Source organism: Mycobacterium sp. IS-836, from assembly GCF_001954275.1.
Taxonomy (GTDB): domain Bacteria; phylum Actinomycetota; class Actinomycetes; order Mycobacteriales; family Mycobacteriaceae; genus Mycobacterium.
Genome location: NZ_MBEU01000010.1, coordinates 280,861 through 306,444, shown reverse-complemented (window position 1 = coordinate 306,444; position 25,584 = coordinate 280,861). Strand labels below are relative to the sequence as shown.

The following is a 25,584-nucleotide window of genomic DNA, read 5'->3' as shown; positions in this document are numbered from 1 at the left end:
AATCTCGATGACGATCGACGTGTGGATGCAGCATCCGACCGCGCGGTTCCTGCGCAGCGACATGCTGGCCTCGCTGCGACGCTGGACCGGTGGCACCATCCCGGACGGCGACATCCCGATCGACGCGACCATCGCATCGATGGATGCCGCCGACGTGGGGCTGGGCCTGCTCAGCGCATGGCGCGGGCCCGGGGGCCTGGATCTCGTCTCCAACGACGAGGTCGCCGAATGGATTCGGTTGCACCCGAGCCGGTTTGCCGGCCTGGCCGCGGTCGATCTCGATCACCCGATGGAGGCGGTCCGCGAGCTGAGGCGCCGAGTGAGCGAGGGATTCGTGGGCCTGCGGGTAGTGCCCTGGCTGTGGAACGCGCCGCCCACCGATCGGCGCTACTACCCGCTGTTCGCCGAATGTGTCGAATCCGGCGTGCCGTTCTGCACGCAGGTCGGTCACACCGGCCCGCTGCGTCCGTCGGAGACCGGACGCCCCATCCCATACATCGACCAGGTGGCCCTCGACTTTCCAGAGCTGGTGATCGTGTGCGGGCACGTCGGCTATCCGTGGACCGAGGAGATGGTCGCCGTCGCCCGCAAGCACGAGAACGTCTACATCGACACCTCGGCCTACACGATCAAGCGGCTCCCGGAGGAGCTCGTCCGCTTCATGAAAACTCCTACCGGACAACGCAAAGTCCTATTCGGCACCAACTACCCGATGATCGGCCACGCCCACGCGCTCGCGGGCCTCGACGAACTCGGGCTCGACGACGAGGCTCGCCGCGACTTTCTGCGCGGCAATGCCGAACGGGTCTTCAAACTGGAGGCAGTCAAGTGAACGGTGCCCAGGCCCTGATCAACACCCTGGTCGACGGGGGCGTCGACGTGTGCTTCGCCAACCCGGGCACCTCGGAAATGCACTTCGTTGCCGCTCTCGACGACGTCGCGGGGATGCGCGGTGTGCTGGCCCTCTTCGAAGGCGTCGCCACCGGCGCGGCCGACGGTTACGCGCGCATCGCCGACCGGCCGGCGGCGGTGCTGCTCCATCTGGGTCCCGGATTGGGCAACGGCCTGGCCAACCTGCACAACGCGCGCCGGGCCCGGGTGCCGATGGTGGTCGTCGTCGGCGACCACGCCACCTATCACAAGAAGTACGACGCGCCATTGGAATCCGACATCGACGCGCTGGCCGGCAGCGTCTCGGGATGGGTGCGCCGGACGGGCGGGGCCGGCGATGTCGCCGCCGACGCGGCCGAGGCCATCGCGGCCAGCCGGTCGGGCTCGTGCATTGCCACCCTGATCCTGCCCGCGGACGCGTCCTGGTCGGACGGCGCCCAGCCCGCCAAGGTGGTGCCCGCGCAACCCGCGGGCGCCGATCCGCTCCTGGCGCGCCGGGTGCTGGAGGTGCTGCGGTCGGGGGAGCCCGCGGTGATCATGCTGGGCGGGGACGCCACCCGCGGACCCGGGCTGGCCGCGGCCGCACGGATCGCCGCGGCGACGGGCGCGCGCCTGCTCTGCGAGACGTTCCCGACGCGGCTGGAACGAGGCGCCGGCGTGCCCGCCGTCGAGCGGCTCGCGTACTTCGCCGAGGCCGCCGCGGCCCAGCTGGACGGCGCCAAACACCTGGTGCTGGCCGGCGCCAAGTCGCCGGTGTCCTTCTTCGCCTACCCGGGGATGCCCAGCGACCTGGTCCCGGCGGGCTGCGAGGTTCACACGCTCGCCGCACACAGCGGCGCGGCCGGCGCGCTGGCCGCGTTGGCCGACGAGATCGCGCCCGGGACCGTCGCGGAAGTGGCGGCCCCGTCGCGCCCGCAGCTGCCAACCGGGCAGCTGACCTCCGCGTCGGCGGCCGACGTGATCGGCGCGCTGCTGCCGGAACGGGCGATCGTCGTCGACGAGGCGAACACCTCGGGCGTGCTGCTGCCGCAGGCTACCGCCGGCGCGCCGGCCCATGACTGGCTGACGCTGACCGGTGGGGCGATCGGCTACGGCATCCCGACCGCGATCGGCGCCGCGGTCGCCGCGCCCGAGCGTCCGGTGCTGTGCCTGGAGTCCGACGGGTCGGCCATGTACACGATTTCGGGCCTGTGGAGCCAGGCGCGGGAAAACCTCAACGTGACTACCGTCGTCTACGACAACAGCGCCTACGACATCCTGCGGATCGAGCTGGCCCGGGTGGGCGCCGGGTCTGCGCCCGGCCCCAGAGCGCTGGACCTGCTCGACTTATCGCGTCCGACAATGGATTTCGTCAAGATCAGCGAAGGGATGGGTGTTCCGGCTCGCCGCGTCACCACCGTGGAGGAATTCGCCGATGCCCTGCAAGCGGCCTTCGCCGAACCCGGGCCGCACCTGATCGACGCCGTCGTCCCGTCAATAACGCGCTAGCCCGGGGATTCGGCTGAGGAGCCATTCCGACAGCGCGTTGAGGACCTCGACGCCCGTCTCGAACACCCCATCGTGGACCTCGGCCGCCAGCGCGACGCCCCATTGCCCGGACGGTGTGGGGACGATCCCGAACTGCCGGACCAAATAGTCACCATTTACCCCCGGGCCCCAACCGCCCTTCGCCGCAAGGCCTTTGGCGGCCAGGCCCCATTGCTGGCTAGCGGTAAGGCGCTGCATCAGGTCGACGACGTCGCCCGCGTCGGGGATAGACGTCAGCTCGGCGGCGAAGCGCGCCTGCCGCTGCAGGGTCCACGGTGTTTGGCCAAATGCCGTGTAGCCGCGGCGAAGTCGGCGCGATTCGACCACGGTGGCGGTGTCGCCCCCCTCGGCGATGACGCCCTGCACTAGCCGTGCCGCGTCCGCCGGATCGCCCAGGCCGGACCACAACTGCTCGGACGCGCGATTGTCGGATTCCGTGATGGCCTTCACGGCCAGGTCTTTGGCGCGCAACCAGTCACTGCGCAACGCCGCGATCGCCAGCGGCACTTTGATCGTCGACCACGCGACACCGGACCACCACCGGCCCAGCGAGTACGTGCGGTCCGGGCGGGCGATCGCGATGCCGACGCTCGCGGGCACCGCGGCGGCAAGTTGTTCGAAACTCGCTTCCAGCGCGAGCTCGAGGGGGCGGGACGTCATGTGCTTACCGGCGGATCGGCCAGACGGGTTCGCCGCAGTCGACACCCTCGGACGACAACTGGCGCTTCAGCACCTTGAAGGTCACCGTCCGCGGCAGCTCCGCGCTGACCCTGACGTACGACGGCCACTGCTTGGGTCCTAAGTCCGGTTGTTCGGCCAGGAAGGCCCGGAATTTCTCGGGGTCGAACTCGCTCCCGGGCGCCAGCACCAGCGCCGCCATCACCTGGTCACCGACGACCGGATCGGGCACCGCGTACACCGCCACCTCGGTCGCATCAGGATAGCGCAGCAGCACCCGCTCGATCGGCGCCGCGCCGAGGTTCTCGCCGTCGACCCGCATCCAATCGCCAAGTCTCCCAGCAAAGTAGGCGTAGCCGGACTCGTCGCGGTAGGCGAGGTCGCCGCTGTGATAGATGCCGCCGGCCATCCGCTCGGCCTCGGCGGCCTCGTCGTTGTAGTACCCCTCGAAACGGCCCGACCCGGCCGTGTTCACCAGCTCGCCGACCACTCCTGCCGGGCACGGCTTGCCGGTGTCGGGGTCGACGATGTCGAGCCCCTCGGTGAGCGGACCCAACGCGCCGGGCGGGGTATCGGGCGTGCGCGCGATGGCCACCCCGCCCTCGGTGGAACCGAATCCGTCCTGCACCACACAGCCGAACCGTTGTCCGAAGCGCTCGACGTCAGCGGGCACGCCCTCGTTGCCATACACCGCCCGCAGCGGATTGTCCGCATCGTCGGGCCGCTCGGGCGTGGCAAGAACATACGACAACGGCTTGCCGACGTAGTTGGCGTAGGTGGCGCCGTACCGGCGAACATCGGCCAGGAAGTTCGACGCGGAGAACTTGCGCCGCAAGGCCATTGACCCCCGGCACGCCGCCGCCACCGACCAGCCCACCAGCACCGCGTTGGAGTGGAACAACGGCATCGACACATAGCAGACGTCGTCGCGGCCGAGATCGAATCGCTGTGTCATCGTCACGCCGGCGATCGCGACCTTGCCGTGGCTGCACTTCACCGCCTTGGGATCACCGCTGGTGCCCGACGTGAAGATCAGCATGAAAAGGTCGGCGGCTGAGGCGGACTGGAAGCTGGGTTCGGCGTCCCGGTGCGCGGCCACCTCGTCGGCCCATTCGGCGGAGTCGACGTTGAGGTGCTCGGTATCGCCCAGTGTGGCAGCCGATTTCGCATCGGCGAGGACCAGCTGGCAGTCGGCGCGATCGATATCGCGGGCCAGCGCCTCGCCGCGGCGCACGGGATTGAGGCCGACCGGCACGATCCCCGACATCCCGGCCGCGACCAACATTGCCGAGAAGAACGGCGTGTTTTCCAGCAGCACGCCGACGTGCGGCGGTCGCGCGGGGTCGAGACGTTCGCGCAGCGTTGCCGCGATCGCGGCGCCATGCCGGATGTGATCACGCCAGCTGGTGAACGAATCCTCGAAGTAGACACCCCGGTCGTCGATCTCAGCCAGCGGCACCAGCAGGTTGGTGACCGTGAGGTCACCCGCGGCGCTAGGCAGGGGTTTCCGCCAGCTCACGGCCGATCCGACGCAGCTGGCCGGTCGCGCCGCCCAGCGCGAACTCGGTCTCTTTGGCGGCCAGGAAATAGCGGTGCACCGGGTGATCGGTGTCGACGCCGACGCCGCCGTGCACGTGCACGATGGTGTGCGCCACCCGATGTCCGGCATCGGCGGCCCAGAACGCCGCACTGGCCACGTCGATGTCGGCCGGCAGATCTTCCGAGACGCGCCAGGCCGCCTGCGTGAGCGTCAGCCGCAGTCCCTTGACGTCGATGTATCCGTCGGCCAGCCGCTGTCCGACGGCCTGGAAGCTGCCGATCGGCCGGTCGAACTGCTCGCGGGTGCGCGCGTATTCGGCCGTCATCTGCAGTCCCCGCTCGAGCGCGCCGAGCTGAAACGCGCTGCGGCCCAGGGTGGCAAGCGTCTCGAGCCAGACCACTACCTCGGCGCCGCCGACCTTCCGGCCCGCGCCCACCTCGGTCCCGTCCAGCGTCAGCTGCCCCACGCTGCCCAAGCCCGTGGTCTGCAGCGCGGTCACCGTGACGCCCGGGTCGTCGGCAGCGATCAGAAAGACGGCGGCGCCGGAATCGGTCTGGGCGGGAACCAGAAATGCGTCCGCGACCGGCCCGAAGCCGACCTGGGTGCGAGTGCCGGTGAGGCGGTAGCCATCGCCGGCGGCGACGGCCTGGACCGGCCCCTCACCCATCTCGCCGTCGAGGGCGACCGTGAGGATCTTCTCCCCGCTGACCGCCGGCGCGCCCCACTGCTGCTGCAGTTCCTCGGAGCCGAACCGGGCCAACGCCCCGGCGGCCAGGACGACCGAGTCCAGGTAGGGCACCGCGGCCAGTTGGTGGCCTAGCGCGACCAGCACGGCCGTTTGCTCGAGCACGCCGAAACCGTCGCCGCCCAGCGCCGTCGGCGCCGCGCTGGTCAAGATGTCGGCATCGACGAGCTTGCGCCACAGCTCGCGGTCGAACCGTTGGTCAAGCCCGTCCAGCTCGCGCTGGTGTTCCGGTGTGCACACCGCGTCCACGATGGTGTCGACCAGCCCACCTAGGTCGTTCGCCGCTTCGGTAGTCGTGAAATCCATGAATGTTCGTCCTTAATTCAGCGGCTGGCTCGGGGCAATCCCAGCGCGACCATCCCGATGATGTCGCGCTGCACTTCGTTGGTACCGCCCCCGAAGGTGAGGATCAGGCACGCCCGGTGCATCCGCTCGACGCGGCCGCGCAACAGCGCACCCGGCGAGTCCGGACGCAGCGTCGCCGCGGTGCCCAGGACCTCCATCAGCAGCCGGTAGGCCTCGGTGGCCAGCTCGGTGCCGAACACCTTGGCCGCCGACGCGTCGGCCGGCCCCAGGTTCTCACTCGCCGCCGACGCCAGCTCCCAGTTGATCAGCTTGAGAACCTCGGCCTTGGCGTGCACGCGGGCAAGGTTGAGCTGCACCCACTCCGAGTCGATGAGCCGGGCCCCGCTGGCGTCCTTGGTGTGCTGCGCCCACTCACGGACCTCGCGCAGGGCCACGATGATGGGCTGCGCCGACACCAGGGCGACCCGCTCGTGGTTCAGCTGGTTGGTCACCAGCTTCCAGCCGCCGTTCTCCTCGCCGACCAGGTTGGTCACCGGCACTCGGACGTCGGAGTAGTAGGTGGCGCTGGTGTCGGGGCCGGCCATGGTGTGTACCGGCGTCCAGGAGAAGCCGTCCGCGGTCGTCGGGACGATCAGCACCGAAATGCCCCGGTGCTTTTTCGCCTCGGCGTTGGTGCGCACCGCCAACCAGACGTAGTCCGCATACTGAATCAGGCTGGTCCACATCTTCTGGCCGTTGACCACATAGTCGTCGCCGTCGCGGACCGCGGTGGTGCGCAGGTTGGCCAGGTCGGTGCCGGCGCCCGGCTCGGAGTAACCGATCGAGAAGTGCAGGTCGCCCGCCGCGATCTTGGGCAGGAAGAACTTCTTCTGCTCGTCGGTGCCGAAGGCCATGATCGTCGGCGCCACGCTGTTGATGGTCAGGAACGGCACCGGCGCCCCGGCGATCGCGGCCTCGTCGGTGAAGATCAACGAGTCCATCGGGGACCGGTCCTGGCCGCCGTACTCCTTGGGCCAGTTCAGGGTGAGCCAGCCGTCCTTGCCCATCTGCGCGACCGTCTCCCGGTACACGTTGCCGACGCCGATTTCGCCCTGCGTCGAGCTCAGCGCCTCGCGGCGCTCCGGGGTCATCAGCGTGGTGAAGTACGACCGCAGCTCGCGACGCAGCTCCTCCTGTTCAGGGGTGTAACTGATGCGCATTCCAGCCGTCCTTTGTTCAACGTGACCGGCCATTCTGGCGGCCGCGGCTCGACCAACGGCTACCCGTTCGTCTTCCCGGTTGTAACACGTTCTAGTCTGGGAATCCAGCGACCATTTCGCCAGACGCACCGGGGCCCTATGGTGGAACTACCTACCGATGGGGCGCGTGCTCAGGTTGAAGGCCAGGTTCAAGGAGGGTGCCGTGCGGGTGATCGTCGATCGTGACCGGTGTGAAGGTAACGCGGTGTGCTTGGGAATCGCGCCGGATATCTTCGACCTGGACGATGAGGACTATGCGGTCGTGAAGACCGATCCGATTCCCTCCGACCAAGAACAACTGGCCGAGCAGGCGATCGCCGAATGCCCGCGCGCTGCGTTGCTGCGCGAGGGCTAGGCCGCGACCGGCACCGGTAACCCGAAACTAGAGGTATTCATAAATTGACTAGCAGCACGAACGCGACCGATCTATCCGGAAAGGTCGCGGTGGTGACCGGTGCGGCCGCGGGCCTGGGACGGGCCGAGGCGCTGGGCCTGGCCCGGCTGGGCGCCACCGTCGTCGTCAACGACATCGCCACCGCGCTGGACGCTTCCGACGTCATCGACGAGATCAGCGCCGCCGGCTCCAAAGCCGTCGCCGTTGCCGGCGACATCAGCCAGCGCGCGACCGCCGACGAGCTGGTGGCCACGGCCGACGGCCTGGGCGGCCTGGACATCGTGGTGAACAACGCCGGGATCACCCGCGACCGGATGCTGTTCAACATGTCCGACGAGGAATGGGACCTCGTCATCGCGGTTCATCTGCGCGGCCATTTCCTGCTCACGCGCAACGCGGCCACCTACTGGCGCTCCAAGGCCAAGGACGCGGGCGGATCGGTCTTCGGCCGGATCGTCAACACCGCGTCAGAGGCGGGCCTGGTGGGGCCCGTAGGGCAGGCCAACTACGGGGCCGCCAAGGCGGGCATCATCTCGCTGACCTTGACGGCCGCCCGGGCGCTGGGCCGTTACGGGGTCTGCGCCAACGCGATCTGTCCGCGGGCCCGCACCGCCATGACGGCCGACGTGTTCGGCGACGCACCAGATATAGAGGAAGGCGGCGTCGACCCGCTGTCGCCGGAGCACGTGGTGAACCTGGTCCAGTTCCTGTCATCGCCCGCCGCCGCGGAGGTCAACGGGCAGGTGTTCATCGTCTACGGTCCTCAGGTGACGTTGGTTGCGGCACCGACCGCTGAGCACAGGTTCATCGCCGAGGGAGCGGCCTGGGACCCGGCTGCACTGAGCAACACGTTGCAGGATTACTTTGCTGGACGTGATTCGGAAAAGAATTTTTCCGCGACTGGGCTGATGGAGCAATAGCGATGTAGGGCTAGTCGACGGGGGGGAATCGGCCAGTAGAACATGTGTCAGATTGATAACGGCGCAACGGCCTGACCTGGACAAATTAACGTTTTGGATAGAGAAATGCTGTTCATTGACAGCGTGCACTTTCTCTGAGTTAATATGATCCGGCTCACTCCGAGCCGCTTGTGTCCGAAGGCCGCGCTAAGGCGAAACATAGGCTTCGCCGCGAGCAGCAGAGGGGGGTGCCTGAGTTGAGAGAGCAACTTGCGGTGCCCGCTCGCGCTGTCGGCGGGTTCTTCGAGATGATGATCGATACGGGCCGCGCGGCTTTCCGCCGGCCGTTTCAATTCGGCGAGTTTCTGGACCAGACGTGGATGATCGCCCGCGTCTCACTGGTCCCCACCCTGCTGGTGTCCATCCCCTTCACCGTCCTGGTGGCATTCACCCTCAACATCCTGCTGCGCGAAATCGGTGCGGCCGACTTATCCGGCGCCGGAACGGCATTCGGCACCATCACCCAGCTGGGCCCGGTGGTGACGGTCCTCGTCGTGGCCGGGGCCGGGGCCACCGCGATCTGCGCCGACCTGGGTGCCCGCACCATCCGCGAGGAAATCGACGCGATGCGGGTGCTGGGCATCGACCCGATCCAACGGCTCGTCGTCCCAAGGGTTTTGGCGTCCACCGTGGTCGCGCTGTTGCTCAACGGTCTGGTGTGCGCGATCGGTTTGTCCGGCGGCTATGTGTTCTCCGTCTTTCTTCAGGGCGTCAACCCCGGCGCGTTCATCAACGGGCTGACGGTTCTCACCGGCCTGCGCGAGCTGGTGCTCGCCGAAGTGAAGGCGCTGCTGTTCGGTGTGATGGCCGGCCTCGTCGGGTGTTACCGCGGCCTCACCGTCAAGGGCGGGCCCAAGGGCGTCGGCAATGCCGTCAACGAAACCGTCGTCTACGCGTTCATCTGCCTGTTCGTCATCAACGTGGTCATGACCGCCATCGGCGTGCGGATTACGGCTAAGTGATGAGACGAGTGGGCAACCGATGAGCTACGACATCACTTACCGGTTACGCAATGCGGTGTCGCGGGTGCTCCAAGGGCCGGTTGACGACTTCGGCGAGCAGGCCCTGTTCTTCGGCGAAACCATTCGTTACGTCCCTAACGCGCTCACCCGCTACCGCAAGGAGACGATCCGCAACGTTGCCGAGATGACGATGGGCGCAGGCGCGCTCGTCATGATCGGCGGCACGGTCGGCGTCGCGGCCTTCCTGACGCTGGCCTCCGGTGGGGTCATCGCCGTGCAAGGCTATGCGTCACTGGGCAACATCGGTATCGAGGCGCTGACCGGCTTCCTCTCGGCATTCCTCAACGTCCGCGTCGTCGCCCCGGTGATCGCGGGCATCGCGCTGGCGGCCACCATCGGTGCCGGCGCCACCGCGCAACTGGGTGCCATGCGGGTATCCGAAGAGATCGACGCCGTCGAGTGCATGGCGGTGCACTCGGTTTCCTACCTGGTGTCGACACGCTTGATCGCCGGTCTCATCGCGATCGTTCCGCTGTACTCGCTGTCGGTGCTCGCCGCGTTCTTTGCCGCCCGGTTCACCACCGTGTACATCAACGGGCAATCCAAAGGCCTCTACGACCACTACTTCAATACCTTCCTCATCCCGTCGGACCTGTTGTGGTCGTTCCTGCAGGCGATCGTGATGTCCATCGCGGTGATGCTCGTCCATACCTATTACGGCTACAACGCCCATGGCGGACCGGTCGGCGTGGGCATCGCGGTCGGCCAGGCCGTGCGCACCTCGCTGATCGTCGTCGTCGTCATTACTTTGTTCATCTCGCTCGCCGTTTATGGCGCGTCCGGTAACTTCAACCTCTCCGGATAAGAGGACCGCTTAAAAGACATGGCAGAAGGCGAATCGCGACGTAGCACCGTCCGGCTGGCAGCAGCGCTGCTGGCCGGCTTGATAGTGGCGTTCACCGTCGGGACTTACCTCTCCTACACGGCGGCTTTCGCCTCGATCGACACGGTCACCGTCTCGGCGCCGCGGGCCGGACTGGTCATGGACAAGGGCGCCAAGGTCAAATACCGGGGCCTTCAGATCGGCAAGGTCTCCGACATCAGCTACAGCGGCGACCAGGCCCGGCTGACGCTGGCCATCAACAGCGACCAGATGCACTTCATCCCGTCCAACGCGGTGGTACACATCGCGGGCAACACCATCTTCGGGGCCAAGTCGGTGGAATTCATTCCGCCCCAGACGCCCTCGCCGACGACGCTGCGCCCCGACGCGCATGTGGAGGCCTCGGCGGTGTCGCTGGAAGTCAACACCTTGTTCCAGTCGCTGATCAACCTGCTGCACAAGATCGACCCGGTCGAGTTGAACGGGACGCTCAGCGCGCTGGCCGAAGGCTTGCGCGGTCACGGTGACGACTTCGGCTCGCTGCTCTCCGGACTGAATACGCTGGCGCGGCAATCGAACCCGAAGCTGCCCGCCCTGCAAGAGGACTTCCGCAAGACCGGCATCGTCACAAACAACTACGCCGACGCCGCACCCGACCTGAACACCGTGTTCGACAACCTGCCGACGATCAACCGGACGGTCGTCGACAAACAGAAGGACCTCAACGACACGCTGCTGGCAACGATCGGTCTGGCAAACAACGCCTACGATACGTTGGCGCCGGCCGAGCAGAACTTGATCGACGCCATCAACAGGCTGCGGGCGCCGATCAAGGTGGCCCACGACTACTCGCCGGAATTCGGCTGCCTGTTCGCCGGTATCGAGCGCGGTATCAAGGAATTCGCCCCGCTGCTCGGTGTCCGCAAGGCGGGTCTGTTCACGTCCTCGAGCTTCGTGTTGGGCGCGCCCTCGTACACCTATCCGGAGTCGCTGCCGATCGTCAACGCCTCCGGAGGCCCGAACTGCCGCGGTCTGCCCGACATCCCGACCAAGCAGACCGGCGGATCGTTCTACCGCGCGCCGTTCTTGGTCACCGACAATGCGAACGTCCCGTACGAGCCGTTCACCGAACTTCAGTTCGACGCACCCTCGACGCTGCAGTTCTTGTTCCATGGCGCCTTCGCGGAACGGGATGACTTCTGATGGCGGCCACCGCGGGCATGCCGTCGCACCGGTCGATGGTGATCAAGGTCAGCATCTTCGCCGTGGCGATGCTGATCGTGGCCTCGGGTCTGGTGGTGATCTTCGGTGATTTGCGGTTCGGTTCCGAAAACACCTACCACGCAACCTTTATCGACGTGACCAAGCTGAAGGCCGGCCAGAAGGTGCGCATCGCCGGCGTGCCAGTCGGCTCGGTGTCCGGCGTAAAGCTCAACCCCGACAACACCATTGACGTGAAATTCGGTGTCGACCAGCGTTACACCCTGTATTCGTCGACGCGTGCGGTGATCCGGTACGAAAACCTGGTCGGTGACCGGTTCCTCGAAATCACCTCCGGGCCCGGGGAACTGCGCAAGCTGGCGCCGGGCGGCACGATCAATGCCCAACACACCCAACCCGCGCTGGATCTCGATGCGCTGTTGGGCGGGCTGCGGCCGCTGGTCAAGGGCCTGGACGCCGAGAAGGTCAACACCATCAGCAGCGCGGTCATCCAGTTGCTGCAGGGCCAGGGTGGAGCGTTGTCGAACGTGCTGGCCGATACCAGTGCGTTCTCGACGGCGCTGGGGCAGCGCGACCAACTCATCGGTGACACCATCAACAACCTCAACACGGTGCTGGGAACCGTCGACCAAAAGAGCGCACAGTTCTCCGCCAGCGTCGACCAGCTGCAGCAATTGATCAGCGGACTGGCCAAGAACAAGGACGTGATCGCCGGCGCCATCCCGCCGCTGGCGGCGACCACGACGGATTTGACGGAGCTGCTGAAGAATTCGCGCCGGCCCCTGCAGGGCATCCTGGAAAATACCCGGCCGCTCGCGACCGAGCTCGACAACCGAAAGGCCGAGGTAAACAACGACGTTGAGCAGCTGGGCGAGGACTACCTGCGGCTGGCGGCGCTCGGCGCCTATGGGTCGTTCTTCAACATCTACTTCTGCTCGGTCTCGCTCAAGATCAACGGACCGGCGGGCAGTGACATCTTGATAAACATGGGTGGCCAGGTGGATCCCAGCAAGGGGAGGTGCTCGTTTGTCAAGTAGTGGAAAGCGCGACCGCGATCCGCTGCGCACCGGCATCTTCGGCGTGGTGCTGGTGGTCTGCGTCGTGTTGCTCGCCTTCGGCTACGCCGGGCTGCCGTTTTGGCCGCAGGGCAAGACATATGACGCCTACTTCAGTGACGCCGGCGGCATCTCACCCGGCAACGCCGTATACGTCTCGGGCTTGAAGGTCGGCAAAGTGCAGTCCGTCGGCCTGGCCGGGGACAGCGCCAAGGTGACCTTCAGCGTCGACCGCCACGTCGCCGTCGGTGACCAGTCACTCGCGGCCATCCGCACCGACACCATCCTCGGCGAGCGCTCCATTTCCGTGACCCCGGCCGGCACCGGTAAGGGCACCACCATTCCGCTGAGCCGGACGACCACCCCCTACACATTGGCCGGCGCGCTCGAGGATCTGGGTCAAAACGCGAACGATCTGAACAAGCCGCGGTTCGAGCAGTCCCTGAACGTGCTCAGCGACACGCTGCGCGACGCCACCCCGCAGCTGCGCGGCGCGCTGGACGGGGTGACGTCGCTGTCCCGTACCCTGAACCGCCGTGACGAAGCGTTGCAGGGACTGCTGGCGCACGCGAAGTCGGTGACGTCGGTGCTGGCGCAGCGCGCCGATCAGGTCAATAGGCTGGTCGACGACGGTAACGAGTTGTTCGCCGCGCTCGACGAGCGGCGCGCCGCGATCGGTCAGCTGATCGCGGGTATCGGCCCGTTGGCACAACAGATTTCCGGCTTCGTCGCCGACAACCGAAAAGAGTTCGGCCCGGCCCTAAGCAAGCTGAACCAGGTGCTCTCCAATCTCAACGAGCGCCGCGACTACATCACCGAAGCCCTCAAACGACTGCCCACCTACGCCACCGAACTGGGTGAGGTGGTCGGCTCCGGGCCCGGGTTCAACGTCAACGTCTACAGCGTGCTCCCCGCGCCGATGATGGCGATGGTGTTCGACTTCTTCTACCAGCCCGGCAAGCTGCCGGCCAGCCTGTCGGACTACCTGCGTGGACTGATTCAAGAACGCTGGGTGATCAGGCCGAAGTCACCATGACCACTCGGATCGCTGGCAGCCGGGGGCTGCGCTACGCCACCGTCATCGCGCTCGTCGCGGTGCTGGTGGGGGGCGTGTATGTCCTTTCGTCGCAAGGCAATAACCGAACGATCGTCGGCTACTTCACCTCTGCCGTCGGTCTCTATCCCGGCGATCAGGTGCGCGTTCTCGGCGTCCCGATCGGCTCGATCGACACGATCGAACCGCGGCCGTCCGACGTGAAGATCACCATGTCGGTGTCCAAGGACGTGAAAATCCCGAAGGACGCCAAGGCCGTCATCATCTCGCCCAACCTGGTGTCGGCGCGGTTCATTCAGCTCGCGCCGGCATACACCGGTGGGGCGGCGCTGCCCGATGGCGGAAGCATCGACCTGAATCACACCGCGGTCCCGGTGGAATGGGACGAGGTGAAACAGGCCCTGACCCAGTTGGCCGTCCAGCTCGGTCCCACGGCGGCGTCGGCGCAGGGTCCGTTGGGACGAGCGATCAACCAGGCCGCCGACACGCTCGACGGCAAGGGCGAATCGTTCCACAACGCGCTGCGTGAACTTTCGCAAGCCGCTGGGCGGCTTGGGGATTCGCGCAGCGACATATTCGGCACCGTCAAGAATCTGCAGGTCCTGGTCAACGCGCTGTCGTCGAGTAACGAACAGATCGTGCAGTTCGCCGGAAACGTCGCGTCGGTGTCGCAGGTGCTCGCCGACAGCTCGCGCCGTCTGGACAACACCCTGGGCACGCTCAACCAGGCGCTCTCGGATATCCGCGGATTCCTGCACGAAAACAACTCGACAATCGTCGATACGGTCAACAACCTCAACGACTTTGCGCAGACGCTGAGTGACCAGAGCGACAATATCGAGCAGGTGCTACACGTCGCCGGTCCCGGGATCGCGAACTTCTACAACATCTATGACCCCGCGCAGGGCACACTGAACGGCCTGTTGTCGATACCCGAGTTCGCCAACCCGGTGCAGTTCATCTGCGGTGGCTCCTTCGAGACCGCCGGCGGGCCGGAAGCGCCGGACTACTTCAGGCGCGCGGAGCTCTGCCGTGAGCGACTGGGGCCGGTGCTGCGCCGCCTCGCCGTGAACTACCCGCCGGTGATGTTCCACCCGCTCAACACGATCACCGCGTACAAGGGCCAGATCATCTACGACACCCCGGAGACCCAGGCCAAGGCCGCGACTCCGATTCCGCAGCTGACCTGGATACCCGCCCAAGGCTCGCACCCGCCGCCGCCCGCCCAGAACCCGGCGGATCTGCAGAGCCTGCTGCTGCCGACGGCCCCGCAGAACGGCCCCGCACCGGCCGCCGCCGGCGCGGGTCCCGCGCCCGGACCTGCCCCGGGCTCCGCGTTCGGTCCGCTGCCCGGGCCCCCGCCGAACCAAGCGCCGGCGCCGACCGACCAGGGCGGTGGCGGATGAACCGGATCGTGTTGCGCGGGGGCGCTTTAGCGGCGGGCAGCGTGCTCCTGGCCGGCTGCCAATTCAGCGGGCTGAACTCTCTGGTGATGCCCGGAACCGCCGGCCACGGCGCGGGCGCGTATTCGATCACCGTTGAGATGCCCGACGTGGCGACACTCCCACAGAACTCGCCGGTCATGGTCGACGACGTCACCGTCGGCAGCGTCTCCGGCATCTCGGCCGAGCAGCGAGCCGACGGATCCTTCTACGCCGCAGTGAAGTTGGCGTTGAACAAGAACGTCGTGTTGCCGGCCAACGCGACCGCGACGGTCGCCCAGACGTCGCTGCTGGGCTCGATGCACATCGACCTCGCCGCCCCCAAGGGCAAACCGGCCACCGGCAGGCTGAAGGACGGATCAAAGATCGCGGAGTCCAACACGGGCCGGTATCCCACCACCGAAGAGGTGCTGTCGGCGCTCGGTGTGGTGGTCAACAAAGGCAATCTCGGTGCGCTGCAAGAGATCACCGACGAGACGTACCAGGCCTTCGCCGGCCGGCAAGACCAGTTCGTCGACTTGATCCCCAGGCTGGCCGAATTGACCGCCGGACTCAACCGGCAGGTCGACGACATCATCGATGCGGTCGACGGGTTGAACCGATTCTCCGCGACCCTGGCGCGCGACAAGGACAACCTGGGCCGGGCGATCGACACGCTGCCCGAAGCCCTTCGCGTGCTCAACAAGAACCGGGACCACATCGTCGATGCGTTCGCCGCACTCAAACAGCTGGCAACGGTGACATCCCATGTGCTGTCGAAAACCAAGGTCGACTTCGCCGAGGACCTCAAAGGGCTGTATTCGGTTGCCAAGGCCCTCAACGACAACCGGAAGAACTTCGTCACCTCGCTGCAGCTGCTGCTGACGTTCCCGTTCCCCAACTTCGGGATCAAGCAAGCCGTCCGCGGCGACTACCTCAACGTCTTCACCACCTTCGATCTCACCCTGCGCCGGCTCGGTGAAACGTTCTTCACCACAGCGTATTTCGACCCGAATATGGCTCACATGAACGAGATCCTCAACCCGCCCGATTTCTTGACCGGCGAATTGGCGAACCTGTCGGGGCAGGCGGCCGACCCGTTCACTATTCCGCCCGGCACGGCTTCGGGTTCTGAAGGGCACTGAGGGGCGGCGCAGATGATCGACAAACTGACCAGGATCCAGCTGTGGATTTTCGCGGTGATCACCGCCGTCACGCTGACCATCATGGCGATCTTCTACCTGCGGCTCCCGGCCACGTTCGGCATCGGGACCTACGGTGTGAGCGCCGACTTCGTCGCGGGCGGCGGCCTGTACAAAAACGCCAACGTCACCTACCGGGGCGTCGAGGTGGGTCGGGTGGAGTCCGTTGGGCTGAACCCCAACGGGGTTACCGCCGAGATGCGGCTCAACAGCGGCACGCCGATTCCGTCGAACGTCACCGCCACCGTCAAGAGCGTGTCGGCCGTCGGTGAGCAATACATCGACCTGGTGCCGCCGGCCAGCCCGTCATCAGCCAAGCTGCGCAACGGATCTCGCATCGAGCGGCAGAACACCCGGATCGGCCAGGAGGTCGCCGACCTCCTGAAGCGGGCGGAGACACTGGTCAACAGCCTGGGCGACACGCGGTTGCGTGAGCTGCTGCACGAGACGTTCATCGCCGCCAACGGTTCGGGACCCGAACTGGCCCGGCTGATCGAGTCGGCCCGGTTGTTGGTGGACGAGGCCAACGTCAACTATCCGCAGGTGTCGCAGTTGATCGATCAGGCGGGTCCGTTCCTGCAATCGCAGATCCGTGCCGGCGCCGACATCAAGACGCTGTCGGATGGCTTGGCGCGGTTCACTTCCGATGTGCGGCAGGCCGACCCGCAGCTTCGCTCGACGCTGGCCAACGCCCCGAGCGCGGCCGACGAGGCCAGCACCGCGTTCTCCGGTATCCGCCCCTCCTTCCCGGCGCTGGCCGCCAGCCTCGCCAACCTGGGCCGGGTGGGCGTCATCTACCACAAGTCGATCGAGCAGCTGCTGGTGGTGCTGCCCCCGTTGTTCGCCGCGATCACCACCGCGGCCGGCGGCGCTCCGCAAGACGAGGGCGCCAAGCTGGACTTTAAGCTCGACCTGAACGACCCGCCGCCGTGCGCCGTCGGCTTCCTGCCCCCGCCGATGATGCGCACACCCGCCGACGAGACGCTGCGGGAGCTCCCGAGGGACATGTACTGCAAGGTCGCTCAGAACGATCCGAGCACCGTGCGCGGCGCCCGCAACTATCCGTGTCAGGAATTCCCCGGCAAGCGGGCGCCGACGATCCAGCTCTGCCGCGACCCGAGGGGCTACGTGCCGGTTGGCCGCAACCCGTGGCGCGGTCCGCCGGTGCCCTACGACACGCCGGTGACGAACGGGCTGAACACGTTGCCGCCCAACAAGTTCCCGTACGTCCCACCGGGCGCAGATCCCGATCCCGGCACTCCGATCGTCGGCCCGCCCCCTCCCGGGGTAGTCCCCGGGCCTGGGCCGGCGCCGCACCAGCCGGCGTACGACCCGCCGCCGCCCAATGACAACGGGCCGCCGCCGCCGTTCACGTCGTGGCAGCCGCCCGGGATACCGCCTGTGCCGCCGCAGCTTCAGTATCCGAAGTGGCTGCCGCCGCCGCCACCGCCGGAGGGGATTAATCCTCCGCCGGCGGGCCCGGGACCGGAGAAGCCGTGGGGGCCGCCGCCCGGGCAGCCGGCGCCGCAGGCCAGCGGCCCGGCCTACGCCACCTATGACCAACGCACCGGAGCCTTCGTGGACCCGGCCGGCGGCACTGGTATCTTCGCGCCCGGCGCCAGTGGCACATCCGGCGCCGAGAATTGGGTGGACCTCATGCTTGATCCAAGGCCTCTTTAGTGGGGCTGCAGTGACCGAAACGACTCAACGCGTTCGACGGCGCGCATCGCGCGCAGCGGGCCCGGCGAAGGGCGCGTCGGACGAGGGCTTTACCGCGCGGGTCGACGTTCCGGAGGGGCCGAAGCGGCCAGCGAAATCCGTCAGGGCCCTCAAGTCGGTCAAGCCGCCACCGCGGCGGCGGCCGAACCGCGTCCTGGTCGGATGGATCTCGTTCGCCGCCGCGCTGTTGGCGATCGCGGCGCTGGCGGGCGGCCTGGCCTTCATGCTCGTCCAGCAGCGGCACGCCGAAGCGGCACAAGCCCGCGACCAACGCTTCGTCGACACCGCCACGCAGACGGTGGTCAACATGTTCAGCTACAAGCAGGACAACATCGACGACAGCGTGAACCGCTTCTACAACGGCACCAGCGGCCCGCTGCGCGGCATGCTCGGCGCCAACAACAACATCGAGAACCTCAAGGGCATCTTCCGCTCGACCAACGCGACGTCGGAGGCCGTCGTCAACGGCGCCGCCCTGGAAGGTGTCGACGCGGTCACCGACAACGCCTCGGTGCTCGTATCGGTGCGGGTGACGGTGGCCGACATCGACGGAAACAACAAGCCGTCCATGCCTTATCGGCTGCGGGTGATCGTGCACGAGGATGAGCAGGGCCGCATGACCGGCTACGACCTGAAGTATCCCGACGGGGGCAACTAGATGCGTCGGGTGCCCTGGCCCCGCTTTCGGAGGTGGCTGACGGCCGTCGCGGTCTCGCTGTCGATCGCGCTCGTCGTCGGTTTGTCCGCGGCGGCCGGGTGGTTCTACTGGGAGCGGGTGGAGACCCGCGGCGAGGCGGCGGCGCGCGCGGAGTTGCCCGGCCTGGCGGCCAAGCGGATACCCGAGGTCTTCGCCTACGACTACCAGACCGTCGAACGCAGCCTCTCGGCCGCTTACCCGTTGCTGACTCCCGAATATCGCGCGGAGTTTCAGAAGAGCGCCAACACGCAGATCATTCCCGAGGCCAAGAAGCGAGAGGTGGTGGTCCAGGCCAACGTCGTCGGCGTCGGCGTCATGACCGCCACGCGGGACTCGGGATCGGTGATGGTCTACATGAACCGCACCGTGAATGACAAGTCACGCCAACCGCTGTACGACGGCAGCCGATTGCGCGTCGACTTCAAAAAGATCGGCAAGCAATGGCTGATCGCCTACATCACGCCGATTTAGCGCTGCGACTTGACCTCAAGTGTTGTTGAGGTTTTAGCGTGGGCGCATGGACATTGGGATCAAGAGCGAGATCGCCGAATTGGTCGACCGATACCTGTGCTCACTGGACGAGCGCAACTTCGACGAGGACTGGGCGCGTCGATTTTTCACCGAGGATGCGGCCGTTGCATTTCCGATCGGGAATGCCGAGGGGATCGACGAGATCCTGGCGAATACACGCCACGGCGTGCTGCGCTTCGCCCGGACCCAACACCTCGGCCTGAACTACCTGGTCGATGCGAGCCCCAGCGGCTCTGGAGCATCGGCCCGCTGGAACCAGGTCAATCACCACGTCCACCCCGAAGGCGATCTGTTCAGCTCGGGCACCTGGAGTGAGGCCGATTTTGTGCAAATTCCCGCAGGGTGGCGAATCACCCGTACCACGATGCATGTCACCTGGACGTCCGGTCGGCCGCCGGGGCGGCCGTCCTGAAGGGCACGGGCAAGTCGCGCCCGAATTTGATAGCACATGCGCTATCAAATTTTGAAACAGAGCACACCCGCTCGGCCGCGCCGCTAACGACGAAAGCTCAGTAGCACATCGCAATGCCGTTGCAGTACAACGGATAACGTTGGATCGGGCTGGGTGGCGGCCCGGTCATCTGCAGCGAGAACGGTTGCTTCTTCATCTCCGGCTGCAGCCCACAGACGGGACCGTGCAGACTCGTGTGGGTGCCGCTCATGGTTTCGTCGCTGAACGCATACGTTTCGGTGGACGGCGCGGTGCCGCCTCCCGGACATGACACGCCGTCGCTCTTGTCCACCTTGAAGGTCCACAGCATGCTGGAGTAGCGCGCCCTGCCGCTGAAGTTCTGCAACTTGTCCGCGCGGCTGATCTGTTCGGGCGTCGCACTCACGACATTCAGAGCACAGTTCATCGCAAAAACGATCGGGTCGGAATAGTCGTTCATGTTCCGGGTGCCGGATGGCTGATCGCACAGTGCCGTGATCGTCCAGGTAACCCCCGAGACACCGGCCTCATTGAAGCTGTAGTTGCCATCCGCCGGTGGACCGACCGCGTGCGCGGGGTCGCCGGACTCCAGCGCGATCCCGATTGCAACTGCCGAGACGATGCCGGCGCCGGCCGCCAGCCCGCGACGCAGATTCACAGTGTCCCTCCCTTCACGCTGCATCGAGTATCACAGCGTTTGGGTGGCAACACCATGGGTCCCTGGCCGCTATTTGGCGTCATGGGGATTCGCCTCGGCGAGCGCATCGAGAAACGACCGCGCCCAGCGGTCCACGTCGTGGGCGAGCACCTGGCGCCGCAACGCGCGCATCCGGCGTCGACCATCTTCGACCGGCTGGTTCAGTGCCGCCTCGATCGCATCCTTGACCCCTTCGAGGTCGTGCGGGTTGACCAGGTAGGCCTGCCGGAGTTCGGATGCCGCTCCGGTGAATTCGGACAGCACCAGCGCGCCGCCGAGGTCGCTGCGGCACGCGACGTATTCCTTGGCCACCAGGTTCATCCCGTCGCGCAGCGGCGTGACCAGCATGACGTCGCTGGCCACGAAGAAAGCGACGAGTTCCTCGCGCGGCACCGGGCGGTGCAGATAGTGCACCACCGGGTGGCCGACTTCGGCGTATTCGCCGTTGATGTGCCCAACTTGGCGTTCGATGTCGTTGCGCAGAATCTGGTAGCTCTCCACGCGTTCGCGGCTCGGCGTCGCCAGCTGCACCAGCACCGTGTCGTCGCGTTTGGCGCGACCCTCGGCGAGCAGCTCGGAAAAGGCCTTGAGCCGGACGTCGATGCCCTTGGTGTAGTCCAGCCGGTCGACGCCGAGCAGGATCTTGCGGGGGTTGCCGAGTTCGGCGCGGATCTCGCGGGCGCGGTGCCTGATGTTGCGGTCGCGGGCGGTGTGGTCGAGCGCGCCGGAGTCGATGGAGATCGGGAAGGCGCCCACGCGAACGGTACGGGATTCCAGCTCCACCTCACCGAACCGCGACCGCACGCCGACCGCTCCGCGCGAGGTGTTGGCCCCGACCAGCCGGCGGGACAGGAACAGGAAATTCTGGGCACCGCCGGCCAGGTGGAAGCCCACCAGGTCGGCGCCCAGCAGCCCTTCGATGATCTCGGTGCGCCACGGCATCTGCATGAACAGCTCCACCGGGGGGAACGGGATGTGCAGAAAGAAACCGATGGTCACGTCGGGCCGCAGCGTGCGCAGCATTTTCGGGACCAGTTGCAGTTGGTAGTCCTGGACCCAGACCGTGCCGCCCTCGGCGGCGGCGCGCGAGGCCGCCTCGGCGAAGCGACGGTTGACGTCGACGTAGCGCTCCCACCATTCGCGGTGGTAGATCGGCTTGACGATGACGTCGTGGTACAGCGGCCACAGCGTGGCATTGGAGAAGCCCTCGTAGTACTGGGCGACGTCGTCGGCGGACAGGCGTACCGGATGAAGTTGCAGTTCATCCTGGGCGACGGGCTCGTCGACCACGTCCACGACATCGTCGACCACACCCGGCCAGCCGACCCAGGCCCCGCGCCGGCGGCGCAGGAGCGGCTCTAGCGCGGTGACCAATCCGCCGGGACTGCGTTTCCACGAGGTCGTGCCATCGGGGAGCCGCTCGAGATCGACGGGCAGCCGATTGGCGACCACCACGAAGTCGGAATCGCCGTAGTGCCTAGTTTTCGAGTTCTGGCCTCCCTTGGGAGCCATTTAGGTGTCGAGTTTCGCCGGTCCAATACCGAGCATGGACAAGAAAATGCGGCACTCGTCGGCGTCGGTGGCATAGGCCGCGACGACACGCCTGGCCTGGCTGGCGGTGCTGTCAGCCAGCGGCTCCACATCGCCGAGTTCGCCAGGGTCAGATTTCGTAGGCATGACATAACTCTATGCGACGCGAATATTCGCCCGCAGGCGTCTCTCGGAATGCTGCCCACTGGCCTGGCGCCGGTTCGTACTGGTATCGACCCAGTGATCAGCGCCTTCGGCAATGGACGTAATGTGCAAAGGGTCGGCACGGGATTTACGGATCCACGCCAACTTGTAACGAGCCCGACGACAAGGTAGGTGGGCGGAATGACTGTCTCCGATCAAGCCGACGCGCAAGCGGGCCCCAACGCGGCCGATGCCGGCGCCGACGATCTGGTGGCCTATGAAACCCTCGACGAGGGCCGCATCGCGCGGATCTGGCTCAACCGGCCCGAGGCCCACAACGCACAGAGCCGCGGCCTGTTGGTGCAACTCGACGAGGCGTTCCTGCGTGCCGAGGCCGACGACACCGTGCGGGTGGTGATCCTGGCGGCGCGCGGCAAAAATTTCTCCGCCGGTCACGACCTGGGCTCGGAGTTGGCCATCGCCGAGCGCAGCCAGCTGCCGAGCTTCCGCATCAACGGCGGGACCCGCGACCCCATCGCGGAGAAGATCTACCTGCAGGAGTGGCACTACTTCTTCCAAAACACCTGCCGCTGGCGCGATTTGCGCAAGATCACCATCGCCCAGGTCCAGGGCAACGCGATCTCGGCCGGCCTGATGCTGATTTGGGCGTGCGATCTGATAGTCGCCGCCGATAATGCGAAGTTCAGCGATGTGGTCGCAGCGCGCCTCGGGATGCCGGGCGTCGAATATTTCGGTCACCCTTGGGAATTCGGCCCCCGTAAGGCCAAAGAGCTGCTGCTGACCGGTGATGCGCTGGACGCCGACGACGCCTATCGACTCGGCATGGTGTCGAAGGTATTCCCGGTCGATGAGCTAGCGGACAAGACTTTGGAATTCGCCCGGCGCATCGCCGACCGGCCCACGATGGCGGCGCTGCTCGTCAAGGACTCGGTCAACGCCGCCTCCGACGCAATGGGATTCACCGAGGCGTTGCGGCACGCGTTCCACATTCACGAGCTGGGCCATGCGCACTGGGCCGCCCACAACGAGAACAGGTACGCGGTCGGCCAGCCGCCCGATGTCGAGGACTGGCGCAACGCGAAACCGACGAAACTGGCCCGCCGCGATACGCCCTAGCGGACAGCTCGTCCGCCCGCATGGTTCTATTGCTAGAACGTGTTTCAGTTTTGGCGTGAAGGGGCGCGGCGTGCAGCTTTCTTTCGAAAACCGGACGTATCTGGTCACCGGCGGTGGCAGCGGAATCGGCAAGGGCGTCGCGGCGGGGCTGGTCAAATCCGGTGCCTCGGTCATGATCGTCGGCCGCAATCCCGACCGGCTGGCAGGCGCCGTCGAAGACATCGAAGCGCTCCACGCCGACGGCTCCATCCGATATGAACCCACCGACGTCACCAGCGAGGACGAGGCCGCCCGCGCGGTGGACGCGGCGACGGCCTGGCACGGCCGGCTACACGGTGTGGTGCACTGCGCCGGCGGCTCGGAGACCATCGGGCCGATCACCCAGATCGACTCGGAGGCGTGGCGGCGCACGGTCGACCTCAATGTCAACGGCACTATGTACGTGCTCAAGCACGCGGCGCGTGAACTGGTGCGCGGCGGCGGGGGTTCGTTCGTCGGGATCTCGTCGATCGCGGCGAGCAACACCCACCGGTGGTTCGGCGCCTACGGGGTCAGCAAGTCCGCCATCGACCACATGATGCAACTGGCCGCCGATGAACTCGGTGCCTCGTGGGTGCGGGTCAACAGCATCCGCCCTGGCCTGATCCGCACGGATCTGGTTGCGCCCGTGTTCGCTGTGCCGGAGGTCAGCGAGGACTATCGCGTGTGCACGCCGCTGCCTCGGCCCGGTGAGGTCGAGGACATCGCCAACCTCGCGATGTTTCTGCTCAGCGATGCCGCCAGCTATATCACCGGCCAGGTCATCAACGCCGACGGCGGCATGATGCTGCGCCGCGGACCCGACTATTCCGCGATGCTGGAACCCGCGTTCGGCGCCGACGGGCTACGCGGAGTCGTCTGACGTCAGGCCCGCGTCGCGGTCCGCGAGGGTGGCCAGTGCCGACCAGTCCAGGTGCCCGCCACCGGTTGCCACGAGCGTGAGCAGACGGTCGCGCAGCACGCTGGCCACGGGCAGCGGCACCTGGAGGGCCTCGGCCGCGGCGAGCACCAGCCGGACGTCCTTGAGACCGAGACGCGACGCGAACCCCGCCGGCTCGAATTCCCGACGCGCGATCAGCCCGCCGTAGGTCTGATAGGCCGGCGCGGTGAACAACGTCGAGGTGAGGATGTCGACGTACTGCTGCCGGTCGACCCCCGCCTTGGCGACCAACGCGACGGCCTCGCTGATGGACTCGATCGCCGACACAAGCAGGAAGTTGCCGCTGAGCTTCACCAGGTTGGCGGTGTGCGGCTGATCGGACACCACGAAGGTCCGCTGCCCGATGGTCTCGAACAGCGGAACCAACGGCTCCAGAACCTGCGGGGCGCCCGCGGCGATGACGAAAAGCTTTGCGGCAGAAGCGGCTTCGGGCCGACCGAACACCGGTGCCGCGGCATAGCGTTGTCCGGCCTCGGCATGCGCGGCCGCCAGGCGCTCCGACAGCGCGACGCTGATGGTGCTCGACGAGACGTGAGTGGCGCCGGGGGCCAGCGAAGCCACGACTCCGTTCGCTCCGAACGCGACCTCCTCGACGGCGTCGTCGTCGGAGAGCATCGTGAACACGACCTCACCGGTGCTGGCTTCGGCCACGCTGCGCGCCGCGGTCGCGCCCCGCTGGACGAGCGCCTCCGTCTTGTCCGGCGAGCGGTTGTAGACGGTGATCCGGTGGCCGGCCTCCAGCAGGTTCGTCGCCATGCCGTGGCCCATGTTCCCCAGACCGATGAATCCGATCTCCATACCGTCCACCATGCCGCGTTTGCAGGGACTTGGTGAAAGATGTGCTAGATGAACCGACTCGAGGGCAAGCGGATCCTGGTGACCGGCGCGGCGTCAGGCATCGGTCAGGCCACCGCGCTGCGGTTGCTCGACGAGGGGGCCAGGGTCGTGGCCTCAGACGTCGCCGAAGACGGGCTGGCCGCCACCCAGGGCCAGGCGGAGAAGGCCGGAACGGCCGACCGCCTCACCACTATGCCGATGGACGTCGGTAGCGAAGATTCGGTGATCGACGGCGTGTGCTGGGCCGTCCAGACACTCGACGGCCTCGATTCGCTCGTAAACGCGGCCGGCGTCCTGCGGGCCGCGCACACCCACGAGACCAGCCTGGAACTGTGGAACCGGATCGTCGGTATCAACCTCACCGGAACGTTTCTGGTGGTGCGCGAGGCGCTTCCGGCGCTGCTGGGGAACTCGCGCAGCGCGATCGTCAACTTCAGCTCCACGTCGGCCTCGTTCGCCCATCCCTACATGGCGGCCTACGCCGCGAGCAAGGGCGGAATCCAGGCCTTCACCCATTCTTTGGCCCTCGAATACGCCAAGGATGGTCTGCGTGCGGCTTGCGTGGCGCCCGGCAGCATCAAGTCCGGAATCACCGACGCGACTGGGGGATACATTCCCAAAGACGCTGACTGGTCGTTGTTCCCCCGCCTCATGCCGATCCTGCCCACGACGGTCGAATCCAGTGGGGCCGGGATGGCCGAGCCCTCCGCGATCGCCGGCGTGATCGCCATGCTGGTTTCCGACGACGGCGCCTGGATCACCGGCACCGAAATCCGCATCGACGGCGGCACGCACGCCTAGCCCGAT

26 protein-coding genes are annotated in these 25,584 nt (G+C 66.7%); 18 read left to right on the top strand and 8 right to left on the bottom strand.

The window, feature by feature from the left end; all coding sequences use genetic code 11:
• Window positions 1-7: 7 nt before the first annotated feature.
• Together A5747_RS06010 and A5747_RS06005 are read left to right on the top strand one after the other, a co-directional pair.
• Window positions 8-832, top strand: coding sequence for an amidohydrolase family protein (locus A5747_RS06010; protein WP_076122719.1), 825 nt, complete (start codon window positions 8-10; stop codon window positions 830-832).
• A complete protein-coding gene (locus A5747_RS06005; RefSeq protein WP_076122718.1) occupies window positions 829-2,379 on the top strand; it encodes an acetolactate synthase large subunit in 1,551 nt (516 codons plus the stop codon). The genes A5747_RS06010 and A5747_RS06005 overlap by 4 nt, the downstream gene beginning before the upstream one ends.
• Here the strand turns inward: A5747_RS06005 and A5747_RS06000 are convergent.
• The 4 genes from A5747_RS06000 to A5747_RS05985 are packed head-to-tail and all read right to left on the bottom strand — an operon-like array spanning window position 2,365 to window position 6,886.
• Complete coding sequence (locus A5747_RS06000; protein WP_076122717.1) at window positions 2,365-3,078, bottom strand: serine hydrolase; 714 nt, start codon at window positions 3,076-3,078, stop codon at window positions 2,365-2,367. The genes A5747_RS06005 and A5747_RS06000 overlap by 15 nt on opposite strands.
• Window positions 3,079-3,082: 4 nt before the next feature.
• On the bottom strand, window positions 3,083-4,597 hold the full coding sequence (gene fadD17, locus A5747_RS05995) for a long-chain-fatty-acid--CoA ligase FadD17 (protein ID WP_076122778.1): 1,515 nt from the start codon (window positions 4,595-4,597) through the stop codon (window positions 3,083-3,085).
• Window positions 4,590-5,687 (bottom strand): acyl-CoA dehydrogenase family protein, encoded by a 1,098-nt coding sequence (locus tag A5747_RS05990; protein ID WP_076116178.1) that lies wholly within the window; start codon window positions 5,685-5,687, stop codon window positions 4,590-4,592. The genes fadD17 and A5747_RS05990 overlap by 8 nt, the downstream gene beginning before the upstream one ends.
• A gap of 17 nt (window positions 5,688-5,704) precedes the next feature.
• On the bottom strand, window positions 5,705-6,886 hold the full coding sequence (locus A5747_RS05985; RefSeq protein WP_076122716.1) for an acyl-CoA dehydrogenase: 1,182 nt from the start codon (window positions 6,884-6,886) through the stop codon (window positions 5,705-5,707).
• A gap of 202 nt (window positions 6,887-7,088) precedes the next feature.
• On the opposite strand from A5747_RS05985, the gene A5747_RS05980 reads away from it, so the two are divergent.
• From A5747_RS05980 to A5747_RS05920, 13 genes are all read left to right on the top strand, one after another.
• Entirely contained in the window at window positions 7,089-7,280 is a 192-nt protein-coding gene (locus tag A5747_RS05980; RefSeq protein ID WP_076122777.1) for a ferredoxin, read from the top strand.
• A 44-nt stretch (window positions 7,281-7,324) separates the two neighbouring features.
• A complete protein-coding gene (locus A5747_RS05975) occupies window positions 7,325-8,239 on the top strand; it encodes a 3-oxoacyl-ACP reductase (protein ID WP_076122715.1) in 915 nt (304 codons plus the stop codon).
• 236 nt (window positions 8,240-8,475) lie between these two features.
• A complete protein-coding gene (locus A5747_RS05970; protein WP_076064244.1) occupies window positions 8,476-9,240 on the top strand; it encodes an ABC transporter permease in 765 nt (254 codons plus the stop codon).
• Window positions 9,241-9,259: 19 nt separating this feature from the next.
• Complete coding sequence (locus A5747_RS05965) at window positions 9,260-10,105, top strand: ABC transporter permease (protein ID WP_076122714.1); 846 nt, start codon at window positions 9,260-9,262, stop codon at window positions 10,103-10,105.
• A gap of 18 nt (window positions 10,106-10,123) precedes the next feature.
• Window positions 10,124-11,326 (top strand): MCE family protein, encoded by a 1,203-nt coding sequence (locus tag A5747_RS05960; protein ID WP_076122713.1) that lies wholly within the window; start codon window positions 10,124-10,126, stop codon window positions 11,324-11,326.
• The gene (locus A5747_RS05955) at window positions 11,326-12,381 is read left to right on the top strand and encodes an MCE family protein (RefSeq protein ID WP_076122712.1); all 1,056 of its coding nucleotides are present in this window, start codon (window positions 11,326-11,328) and stop codon (window positions 12,379-12,381) included. The genes A5747_RS05960 and A5747_RS05955 overlap by 1 nt, the downstream gene beginning before the upstream one ends.
• Window positions 12,371-13,435: a virulence factor Mce family protein gene (locus tag A5747_RS05950; protein ID WP_076122711.1), complete on the top strand. Its 1,065-nt coding sequence runs from the start codon at window positions 12,371-12,373 to the stop codon at window positions 13,433-13,435. Before A5747_RS05955 ends, A5747_RS05950 begins: the two co-directional genes overlap by 11 nt.
• Window positions 13,432-14,859, top strand: a complete 1,428-nt coding sequence (locus A5747_RS05945) for a virulence factor Mce family protein (protein ID WP_076122710.1) — start codon at window positions 13,432-13,434, stop codon at window positions 14,857-14,859. Before A5747_RS05950 ends, A5747_RS05945 begins: the two co-directional genes overlap by 4 nt.
• Window positions 14,856-16,019 (top strand): virulence factor Mce family protein, encoded by a 1,164-nt coding sequence (locus A5747_RS05940; RefSeq protein ID WP_076122709.1) that lies wholly within the window; start codon window positions 14,856-14,858, stop codon window positions 16,017-16,019. Before A5747_RS05945 ends, A5747_RS05940 begins: the two co-directional genes overlap by 4 nt.
• Before the next feature lie 12 nt (window positions 16,020-16,031).
• On the top strand, window positions 16,032-17,756 hold the full coding sequence (locus A5747_RS05935; RefSeq protein WP_076122708.1) for a virulence factor Mce family protein: 1,725 nt from the start codon (window positions 16,032-16,034) through the stop codon (window positions 17,754-17,756).
• Window positions 17,737-18,453, top strand: a complete 717-nt coding sequence (locus tag A5747_RS05930) for a mammalian cell entry protein (RefSeq protein ID WP_076122707.1) — start codon at window positions 17,737-17,739, stop codon at window positions 18,451-18,453. Before A5747_RS05935 ends, A5747_RS05930 begins: the two co-directional genes overlap by 20 nt.
• Before the next feature lie 9 nt (window positions 18,454-18,462).
• A complete protein-coding gene (locus tag A5747_RS05925) occupies window positions 18,463-18,963 on the top strand; it encodes a mammalian cell entry protein (RefSeq protein WP_369805006.1) in 501 nt (166 codons plus the stop codon).
• A 46-nt stretch (window positions 18,964-19,009) separates the two neighbouring features.
• Complete coding sequence (locus A5747_RS05920; RefSeq protein WP_076122705.1) at window positions 19,010-19,435, top strand: nuclear transport factor 2 family protein; 426 nt, start codon at window positions 19,010-19,012, stop codon at window positions 19,433-19,435.
• 97 nt (window positions 19,436-19,532) lie between these two features.
• On the opposite strand, the gene A5747_RS05915 is transcribed toward A5747_RS05920, so the two are convergent.
• From A5747_RS05915 to A5747_RS24755, 3 genes are all read right to left on the bottom strand, one after another.
• Window positions 19,533-20,111 carry a hypothetical protein gene (locus tag A5747_RS05915; RefSeq protein ID WP_076122704.1) on the bottom strand — a complete coding sequence of 193 codons (579 nt, stop codon included), beginning with the start codon at window positions 20,109-20,111 and terminating at the stop codon, window positions 19,533-19,535.
• Between the two features lie 69 nt (window positions 20,112-20,180).
• Entirely contained in the window at window positions 20,181-21,662 is a 1,482-nt protein-coding gene (locus tag A5747_RS05910) for a trehalose-6-phosphate synthase (protein ID WP_076122703.1), read from the bottom strand.
• Window positions 21,663-21,827 carry a hypothetical protein gene (locus tag A5747_RS24755; protein WP_139333140.1) on the bottom strand — a complete coding sequence of 55 codons (165 nt, stop codon included), beginning with the start codon at window positions 21,825-21,827 and terminating at the stop codon, window positions 21,663-21,665.
• A 198-nt stretch (window positions 21,828-22,025) separates the two neighbouring features.
• Here A5747_RS24755 and A5747_RS05905 point away from each other — a divergent pair, with 198 nt between their 5' ends.
• Window positions 22,026-22,961 (top strand): enoyl-CoA hydratase, encoded by a 936-nt coding sequence (locus A5747_RS05905; RefSeq protein ID WP_076122702.1) that lies wholly within the window; start codon window positions 22,026-22,028, stop codon window positions 22,959-22,961.
• 70 nt (window positions 22,962-23,031) lie between these two features.
• Entirely contained in the window at window positions 23,032-23,862 is an 831-nt protein-coding gene (locus A5747_RS05900) for an SDR family oxidoreductase (protein ID WP_076122775.1), read from the top strand.
• Here A5747_RS05900 and A5747_RS05895 read toward each other — a convergent pair.
• Entirely contained in the window at window positions 23,845-24,738 is an 894-nt protein-coding gene (locus A5747_RS05895) for an NAD(P)-dependent oxidoreductase (protein WP_076122776.1), read from the bottom strand. The two genes, A5747_RS05900 and A5747_RS05895, sit on opposite strands and share 18 nt — an antisense overlap.
• A 48-nt stretch (window positions 24,739-24,786) precedes the next feature.
• Here A5747_RS05895 and A5747_RS05890 point away from each other — a divergent pair, with 48 nt between their 5' ends.
• Window positions 24,787-25,578 carry an SDR family NAD(P)-dependent oxidoreductase gene (locus A5747_RS05890; protein ID WP_076122701.1) on the top strand — a complete coding sequence of 264 codons (792 nt, stop codon included), beginning with the start codon at window positions 24,787-24,789 and terminating at the stop codon, window positions 25,576-25,578.
• Window positions 25,579-25,584: the final 6 nt, after the last annotated feature.

What these genes read in the sequence shown, in the direction of transcription:
- A5747_RS05895 (WP_076122776.1), bottom strand. Translation starts at nt 24,738, where the DNA reads ATGGAGATCGGATTCATCGGTCTGGGGAACATGGGCCACGGCATGGCG.
- A5747_RS05940 (WP_076122709.1), top strand. Translation starts at nt 14,856, where the DNA reads ATGAACCGGATCGTGTTGCGCGGGGGCGCTTTAGCGGCGGGCAGCGTG.
- A5747_RS06000 (WP_076122717.1), bottom strand. Translation starts at nt 3,078, where the DNA reads ATGACGTCCCGCCCCCTCGAGCTCGCGCTGGAAGCGAGTTTCGAACAA.
- A5747_RS05955 (WP_076122712.1), top strand. Translation starts at nt 11,326, where the DNA reads ATGGCGGCCACCGCGGGCATGCCGTCGCACCGGTCGATGGTGATCAAG.
- A5747_RS05910 (WP_076122703.1), bottom strand. Translation starts at nt 21,662, where the DNA reads ATGGCTCCCAAGGGAGGCCAGAACTCGAAAACTAGGCACTACGGCGAT.
- A5747_RS05890 (WP_076122701.1), top strand. Translation starts at nt 24,787, where the DNA reads ATGAACCGACTCGAGGGCAAGCGGATCCTGGTGACCGGCGCGGCGTCA.
- A5747_RS05935 (WP_076122708.1), top strand. Translation starts at nt 16,032, where the DNA reads ATGATCGACAAACTGACCAGGATCCAGCTGTGGATTTTCGCGGTGATC.
- A5747_RS05990 (WP_076116178.1), bottom strand. Translation starts at nt 5,687, where the DNA reads ATGGATTTCACGACTACCGAAGCGGCGAACGACCTAGGTGGGCTGGTC.
- A5747_RS05965 (WP_076122714.1), top strand. Translation starts at nt 9,260, where the DNA reads ATGAGCTACGACATCACTTACCGGTTACGCAATGCGGTGTCGCGGGTG.
- A5747_RS05960 (WP_076122713.1), top strand. Translation starts at nt 10,124, where the DNA reads ATGGCAGAAGGCGAATCGCGACGTAGCACCGTCCGGCTGGCAGCAGCG.
- A5747_RS24755 (WP_139333140.1), bottom strand. Translation starts at nt 21,827, where the DNA reads ATGCCTACGAAATCTGACCCTGGCGAACTCGGCGATGTGGAGCCGCTG.
- A5747_RS06010 (WP_076122719.1), top strand. Translation starts at nt 8, where the DNA reads ATGACGATCGACGTGTGGATGCAGCATCCGACCGCGCGGTTCCTGCGC.
- A5747_RS05945 (WP_076122710.1), top strand. Translation starts at nt 13,432, where the DNA reads ATGACCACTCGGATCGCTGGCAGCCGGGGGCTGCGCTACGCCACCGTC.
- A5747_RS05920 (WP_076122705.1), top strand. Translation starts at nt 19,010, where the DNA reads ATGGACATTGGGATCAAGAGCGAGATCGCCGAATTGGTCGACCGATAC.
- A5747_RS05985 (WP_076122716.1), bottom strand. Translation starts at nt 6,886, where the DNA reads ATGCGCATCAGTTACACCCCTGAACAGGAGGAGCTGCGTCGCGAGCTG.
- A5747_RS05905 (WP_076122702.1), top strand. Translation starts at nt 22,026, where the DNA reads ATGACTGTCTCCGATCAAGCCGACGCGCAAGCGGGCCCCAACGCGGCC.